The 6,697-nt window shown below is 71.2% G+C and carries 6 protein-coding genes and 1 pseudogene; 1 reads left to right on the top strand and 6 read right to left on the bottom strand.

All coding sequences use genetic code 11. The annotated features are described in order from the left end of the window. The 5 genes from ACFFNX_RS37690 to ACFFNX_RS37670 all read right to left on the bottom strand — a co-directional run. A partial coding sequence (locus tag ACFFNX_RS37690) for a DUF993 family protein (protein WP_378210858.1) occupies nt 1-306 on the bottom strand: 306 nt, incomplete at its 3' end. Next, complete coding sequence (locus tag ACFFNX_RS37685; protein WP_378210857.1) at nt 303-1,454, bottom strand: Gfo/Idh/MocA family protein; 1,152 nt, start codon at nt 1,452-1,454, stop codon at nt 303-305. The genes ACFFNX_RS37685 and ACFFNX_RS37690, both read right to left, overlap by 4 nt. Nucleotides 1,455-1,478: 24 nt before the next feature. Beyond that, nucleotides 1,479-2,273 carry an ABC transporter ATP-binding protein gene (locus ACFFNX_RS37680; RefSeq protein WP_378210856.1) on the bottom strand — a complete coding sequence of 265 codons (795 nt, stop codon included), beginning with the start codon at nt 2,271-2,273 and terminating at the stop codon, nt 1,479-1,481. A gap of 57 nt (nt 2,274-2,330) precedes the next feature. After that, a complete protein-coding gene (locus tag ACFFNX_RS37675) occupies nt 2,331-3,347 on the bottom strand; it encodes an ABC transporter substrate-binding protein (protein WP_378210855.1) in 1,017 nt (338 codons plus the stop codon). Between the two features lie 62 nt (nt 3,348-3,409). Further along, nucleotides 3,410-4,270, bottom strand: a complete 861-nt coding sequence (locus ACFFNX_RS37670; protein WP_378210854.1) for an ABC transporter permease — start codon at nt 4,268-4,270, stop codon at nt 3,410-3,412. A gap of 160 nt (nt 4,271-4,430) precedes the next feature. Between ACFFNX_RS37670 and ACFFNX_RS37665 the strand changes: the two genes are divergently transcribed. After that, nucleotides 4,431-5,549, top strand: a complete 1,119-nt coding sequence (locus ACFFNX_RS37665) for a LacI family DNA-binding transcriptional regulator (RefSeq protein ID WP_378210853.1) — start codon at nt 4,431-4,433, stop codon at nt 5,547-5,549. A 221-nt stretch (nt 5,550-5,770) separates the two neighbouring features. Here ACFFNX_RS37665 and ACFFNX_RS37660 read toward each other — a convergent pair. After that, nucleotides 5,771-6,697 (bottom strand): annotated as a pseudogene (locus tag ACFFNX_RS37660) (hypothetical protein); the annotation flags it as partial.

Genomic DNA, 6,697 nt, shown 5'->3' with positions numbered 1-6,697 from the left:
GGCCCGCGCCTCCGCGCCGCCGCGCTCGATGAGTTCGCGCGTCACCGGCCAGCCGAGGCCCATCCCGCGCTGCGCGGTGTCCATGGCCTCCGCGACGCCGAGCCCGTACGACCACAGGCGGCGGCGGAAACCCAGGGTCGTCTCCCAGTCGACGGCCTCCGGGTCGGCCATCGGATCGACGACCACGTGCGCGGCGGCGTACGCGACGCGCGACGTGGCCGGGGCCGCCGGCGGCGGGTACGCGCACGGCTCGCCGAGCGTGTACGGGACGAGTGAGCCGTCCGCCCGAGGCAGGCCGATCCTCACTTCCCGAGCTCCGGGACCTCGATGCGGCGGCCCTCCTTCCACGAGCGCAGGCCCAGCTCGGCGAGCTGGACGCCCCGGGCGCCCGCGTAGAAGTCCCACGGGAACTCACCGTCGTCGGCGACGTGCCGCAGGAACAGCTCCCACTGCGTCTTGAACCCGTTGTCGAACACGGCGTTGTCCGGCACCTCCTGCCACTGGGCGCGGAAGTCCTCGGTGGCGGGCAGGTCCGGGTTCCACACCGGCTTGGGCGTCATCGACCGGTGCTGTACCCGGCAGCGGCGCAGACCCGCGACCGCGCTGCCCTCGGTGCCATCCACCTGGAACTCGACGAGCTCGTCGCGGAACACCCGCGTCGCCCAGGAGGAGTTGATCTGCGCGACCACACCGCCTTCGAGCTGGAAGATCCCGTACGCGGCGTCGTCCGCGGTCGCGGCGTAGGGCCTGCCGTCCTCGTCGACCCGTTCGGGGATGTGGATCGCGCCGAGGGCCTGCACCGAACGGACCGGCGCGACGACGTTGTCGAGCACGTACCGCCAGTGGCAGAACATGTCGGCGATGATCCCGCCACCGTCCTCCACCCGGTAGTTCCAGCTCGGGCGCTGCGCCTCCTGCCAGCCGCCCTCGAACACCCAGTAGCCGAACTCCCCGCGTACGGACAGGACGCGCCCGAAGAAGCCGCCGTCGACCAGCCGCTTGAGCTTGAGCAGACCCGGCAGGAAGAGCTTGTCCTGCACGACGCCGTGCCGGACGCCGGCGTCGTCGGCGAGCCGGGCGAGTCCGAGCGCCTCCTCCACGTCCTCGGCGAGCGGCTTCTCGGTGTAGACGTGCTTGCCCGCGGCGATCGCCGCCCGGATCGCCGGTGCCCGGGCGCCGGTGATCTGGGTGTCGAAGTACACCTCGACGTCGGGCCGGGCGAGCGCCTCGTCCAGGTCGGTGGACCACTCGGTGAGCCCGTGCCGCTCGGCGATGGCGCGCAGCTTGGCCTCGCTCCGGCCGGTCAGGATCGGCTCCGGCCACAGCACGGTGCCGTCGGCGGTCGTCAGCCCACCCTGGCCGCGGATCGCCAGAATCGAGCGGACGAGGTGCTGGCGGTACCCCATCCGGCCGGTCACGCCGTTCAGGACGATCCCGATGGACCTGCGTGCCATCCCTGTGTTCCTCTCTACGGGTTGTCAGTCGACCGGGGACGCCGCACCGAGAAGCTCGCGGATCCGGCCGGTGGCGCGGGCGAACTCCGGGTGCGCCATGGTCGCGGCGTAGTCGCGTTCGTCGGGGAGGTCGACCTCGATGATCTCGGCGATGGTGCCGGGCCGGTCGGTCATCACGACGATCCGGCCGGCCAGGTAGGCCGCCTCCGCGATCGAGTGCGTGACCAGCAGGACGGTCGTACGCGTCTCCCGCCAGATCCGGTTCAGCTCGATGTTCAGCTGCTCGCGGGTGAGCGCGTCCAGCGCGCCGAACGGCTCGTCCATCAGCAGGACCGGCGGCTCGTGCAGCAGCGCCCGGCAGAGCGCGACGCGCTGCTGCATGCCGCCGGACAGCTCGTGCGGGTAGGCGTCCTCGAACCCGGTGAGCCCGGTCATCGCGATGAGCTCCGCCGTACGCTCGCGGGCCCGGTCGGCGGGCATGTGGCGCATCTCGGCCTGGAGCAGGATGTTGCGCCGGGCGCTGCGCCACTCCAGCAGCGCGGCCCGCTGGAAGACGTACCCGATGTCATGGCGCGGACCGGTCACCGGCTCGTCCTGGAGCCGTACGCTCCCCGCGGACGGCTTGAGCAGGCCCGCGACCAGTTTGAGCAGCGTCGACTTGCCGCAGCCCGACGGGCCGGCGATGGCCACGAACTCGCCCTCGGCGACCTCGAGCGACACCTCCCGCAGCGCCGTGACGTCCTTCTTCTTCGTACGGAACCGTACGGCCACGTCCTCCAGCCGGACGCTGCCGCCGCGGCTCGCTCTCTCTTCGGTCACTGGTCCTCGTTCCCGTGTGCTTCCGGGCCGGGTCATCGTCGTCGCCCTTCCGGTCGGTCAGCCCTGCGGGCCGGCTGAGGAGTCCCAGTACGCCGATGGCGGCTGCGCCTTGGAGATCAGGCCGCTCTGCGTGAAGACGCTGATGGTCTGCCGCCAGCCGGCGTCGGTGTTGAACCCCGGAGCCCGGTCCCTGGTGGCGTCGGTGTGCAGGAGGCTCAGCGTCGTCTTGAACTGGTCGGTCAGGACCGTCGGCGGCGGCAGCTGCTGGGACGCGCCCCGCATGGCGGCGACGGCGTTCGCCGGGTCCTTCTCGGCCGCCGCCCACGCTTCGCTGGTGGCCGCGGACATGCGCTTGACCAGCTCCGCGTCGCTCTTGAGCCGGCGGTCGCCGACGAGCAGGCCGTTGGAGTAGTAGTTCAGCCCGAAGTCGGCGAACTTCAGGTACGAGACCTGCTTGCCGGCCTTGGCGGCCATCGTCGGGCCCTGGTCGTTGGCATAGCCGATCAGGCCGTCGGTCCGGCCGGAGATGACCGCGGCCATCTTGCCCGCCGGGTCGGTGTTCTGCAGCCGGACGTCCGACTCGCTCAGGCCGTTCTTCTTGAGGAACGCCGGGAACGTCCGCGACGGCGCGTCACCCGCGGTGGCCGCGATGCGCCTGCCCTTCAGGTCGGCCGGTGACCTGAACGCCTTGTCGGAGAAGAACTGCACGGCGGCCGGCGTCGTCTGCAGGTAGACGCCGACGCTCTTGACCGGCAGGCCCTGGGCGACCCCCGCCAGGAGCGCCGGCGTGTCCGCCCAGCCGAAGTCGGTCTGGCCCGCGCCGGTCGCCTGCACGGTCTTCTGCGAGCCCTGCCCCGCCTTGATCTCCAGGTCGATGCCGTGCTTTTCGAAGATGCCCTGTTTCTTGCCGTAGTAGAACGGTGCGTGCTCGCCGTAGGGGTACCAGTTGAGCGTCAGTGTGACCTTGTCCAGCTTTCTGCCCGAGGCGCCGGTGGTCTTGTCACCTCCGCCCCCGCAGGCGGCGGCGATCGCCACGATGGGGACCAGGGTGAGGACGAGGCTGCGCAGTTTCATGGATCGTCTCCGTCGGTAGGTCGGGTTCGCGTCGGCAGGTCGGCGGGACGGGTACGCGTCCGTCAGTAGGTGGTGGTCACGGCGGCGCCGCGACGGCTGGCGTGCCAGGGCAGCAGCAGCTTCTCGGCGAGCTCCACGAGCACGAACAGGACGACGCCGATCAGGGACATGACGAGCAGACCGGCGAAGAGCATGGGGGTGTCGAGGTTGCCGTTGGCCTGCTGGATCACGTACCCGAGGCCCTCGTTGGCCCCGACGAACTCCCCGACGACGGCGCCCGTGACGGCGAGCGTGACGGCGACCTTCAGACCGGAGAACAGGTGCGGCAGCGAGGCGGGGAACCGGATCTTGGCGAACGTCTGCATCGGCCCGGCGCCCATCGTCGCCGACAGCTGGATCATCTCCGGGTCCACCGCCTTCAGGCCGGTGACCATCGAGATGACGACGGGGAAGAAGGCGATGAGCACCGCGACGACGACCTTGGGCGCGAGGCCGAAGCCGAGCCAGACGACGAGCAGCGGAGCGATGGCGACCTTCGGGATGACCTGCGCGAACAGCAGCACCGGGTAGAGCGTCCGCTCGACCGCGGACGAGTACACCATGACGACGGCGGCGAGGACGCCCACGACCGTCGCGATGACGAAGCCCAGCAGCGTCTCGTACGTCGTGACCCAGGTGTGGTGCCCGATGTAGCCGGCCTTGTCGCTCATGACCTGGAAGGTCTTGGCCGGCGACGGCACCAGGTAAGCCTCGATCAGCTTCGCGGCGGTGATCACCCACCAGACGACGAAACAGGCGGCGAGCAGCGCGACGGGCCGCCAGGACCGCGCGGCCGCACCACGGAGCCGCTCGCCGGCCGCCGGCCGGTCGCGCTCGGCGACTCCGGCCACCGGAACCTCGGGTGTGGTGCTCTGACTCACCATGAGAGCTCCTCCGTGCTCGGACCCGCCGCTCGGGCTGTCAGAAAGCGCATTCTGAAAGCGCTTTCTGATACCGTAGGTATGGCGCACGAAGCGGTCAAGAGGCGTTTTCGTGCCACTTCGGCGGCACGCTCACGGCATGCTGGAGCCAGGAGGGCGCACAATGGGGGAACCCCGACCAGAACGGCCGCGCACCCGGGCGAGCACGCCCGAGGCCGGCGGCGACGCCGAGGACGACACGAGCCACGGCGGCGGTGCGCACGTCACGCTCCAGGACGTCGCGAGGCGGGCGGAGGTCTCCCTCGCGACGGCCTCCCGCGTTCTCAACCGCACCACCCAGGTCCGCCCCGACCTGCGCGAACGCGTGCTGGCCGCCGCGTCCGAGCTCGCCTACGCGCCCAACGCGCACGCCCAGGCGCTCGCCCGCGCCTCCAGCCAGTCCATCGGCCTGATCTGCCACGACGTCAGCGACCCGTACTTCGCGGCGATCGCCCGCGGCGTCACCCACGCCGCCGCCGAGCATGGACTGCTGGTCATGCTGGCCAGCACGTTCCGCGATCCGGCGCGCGAGGTGGACTACGTCGCGATGCTCCGCGCCCAGCGCGCCCGGGCGATCCTGCTCATCGGATCCGGGTTCGAGGACCGCGCGTGGGAGCGCTCGATGAACGCCGAACTCGACCCGTATGTACGGGCCGGCGGCCGGGTCGCCGTCCTCAGCCGCCACCGCAGCCTGCGCGTCGACACCGTGCAGCCGGAGAACCGCGAGGGCGCGGCCGCGCTCGCCCGTGCCCTGCTCGCCCTCGGACATCGCGACTTCGCGGCGCTCACCGGCCCGCGTACGCTCACCACCGTCGCCGACCGGCTCGGCGGCTTCCGCGACGCCCTGGCCGAGGCCGGGGTACCGCTGCCCGACGACCAGGTCATCGAGGAGTCGTTCACCCGCGACGGCGGGTACGCCGCCGCGACCGAGCTGATCCGCCGCGGCTCACCGGCGACCTGCGTGTTCGCCCTCACCGACGTCATGGCGATCGGCGCGCTGTCGGCCTTCCGCCACCACGGCGTCGACGTCCCGGGCCAGGTGTCACTGGCCGGCTTCGACGACATCCCGATCGTCCGCGACCTGGTTCCCCCGCTGACCACGGTCACCCTTCCGCTGGAGGAGATGGGTGAGCGCGTCATGAACCTCGCCCTCCGCTCCCGCGCCCGCCGCAGCCGCGTCGAACGCATCACCGGCGAGGTGGCCCTCCGCGCCAGCACCGCCGCCCCGCCGGTCCACGGCTGAGGGGCGGCTCGGGCGGCCTCGCGTCAGGCCGCGTGCTGGTCCGGTGCCCGCAGGGGCGTGGCGCGCTCGCGCTCCTCAGTGACTCACGACCCTCGAGCGTTGGCCCGGCGCCGATGGGCTCGATCTCGGATGGATACCGGTCATGGCGATCGGAAGGCCACCACGGCAAGGGAGGTTCGCCGGGACCTCGCGAAGCGAGGCCCCGGCGAACCGTGGTTCGGTCAGGGACGGGCGCCGAGGCTGTTCACCCAGCCCACCGACTCGTACGTCATGGTCAGGAGGGGCTTCGCGCGGGGGCCCGATTCCTGGGCGAGCAGCTGCCCGGTCTTGGGATCGATGATCAGGCGGATCTCTTCCGCTTCCGACCCGGGGTCACTCATGGTCAGGACGGCGCCCTCGCGGCCGAGCGAGTCCGACTTGGTGCCGAGGTAGGTGATTCCCGGCTGCTTGGCGAGCAGGCGGTACAGAGTGGCCTTGGTACCGGGGGTGAGCGGACCGGCGAGCAGGTCCTGGGCCTGGCCGAAGACGTACTGGGAGAAGTCGCCGCCCATCGGGACGCCATCGTGCGCCTTCGAGACCTGGTTCTCGTGTGCGAACCAGGTCCGCAGCGTCTTCTCGAGCGCGGCGGGGTCGGACGGCAGCTTCTCCAGCGCCGCGACCGTCTTGTCCTGCTGGTTGAGGCTCAATTTGAGGCTGGAGAAGTCATAGTTGCTGACCTTCGGCTTCCCCGAAACATCCAGGTCCCACCGCTGCCGCTCCGCCGGCGTGAGCTTCGTCCACTTGGCCTTCTCGGCCTCGGAGGGGAATGCGATCTTCGGGTCGATTCCGGTGACCGTACGGTCGTGACCGTTGCGGCCCGTCCAGGCCTCCTCGGTGCTGCTCACCGACGCGGTGATCGGCGAGGCCGCGGCGGGCTTCTTGCCCTTGCCGAACTTCTTAGCGAGCCTTTTCGCGACCGCCTGGTCCGGAGAGATGAGTCGCGTCTCGCGTTCCCGGGTGTACCAGTCGGCGCCGGTCGTGGCCGGGGTCTTGGCGACGGTGTCGGCACTGGTGAGCAGGATGGTGCGCGCGTCCAGCGCCTGGCCGGCCCGCGAGGAGGTCAGCCGGGTGCCTCCGGGGCGGCCGGAGCCGTCGGGCGCGACGGACGG

The sequence above is a fragment of the Actinoallomurus acaciae genome (assembly GCF_042429965.1).
GTDB classification, from domain to species: domain Bacteria; phylum Actinomycetota; class Actinomycetes; order Streptosporangiales; family Streptosporangiaceae; genus Actinoallomurus; species Actinoallomurus acaciae.
The sequence above is the reverse complement of the archived record's forward strand: the minus strand, read 5'-3'. Positions and strand labels throughout refer to the sequence as shown.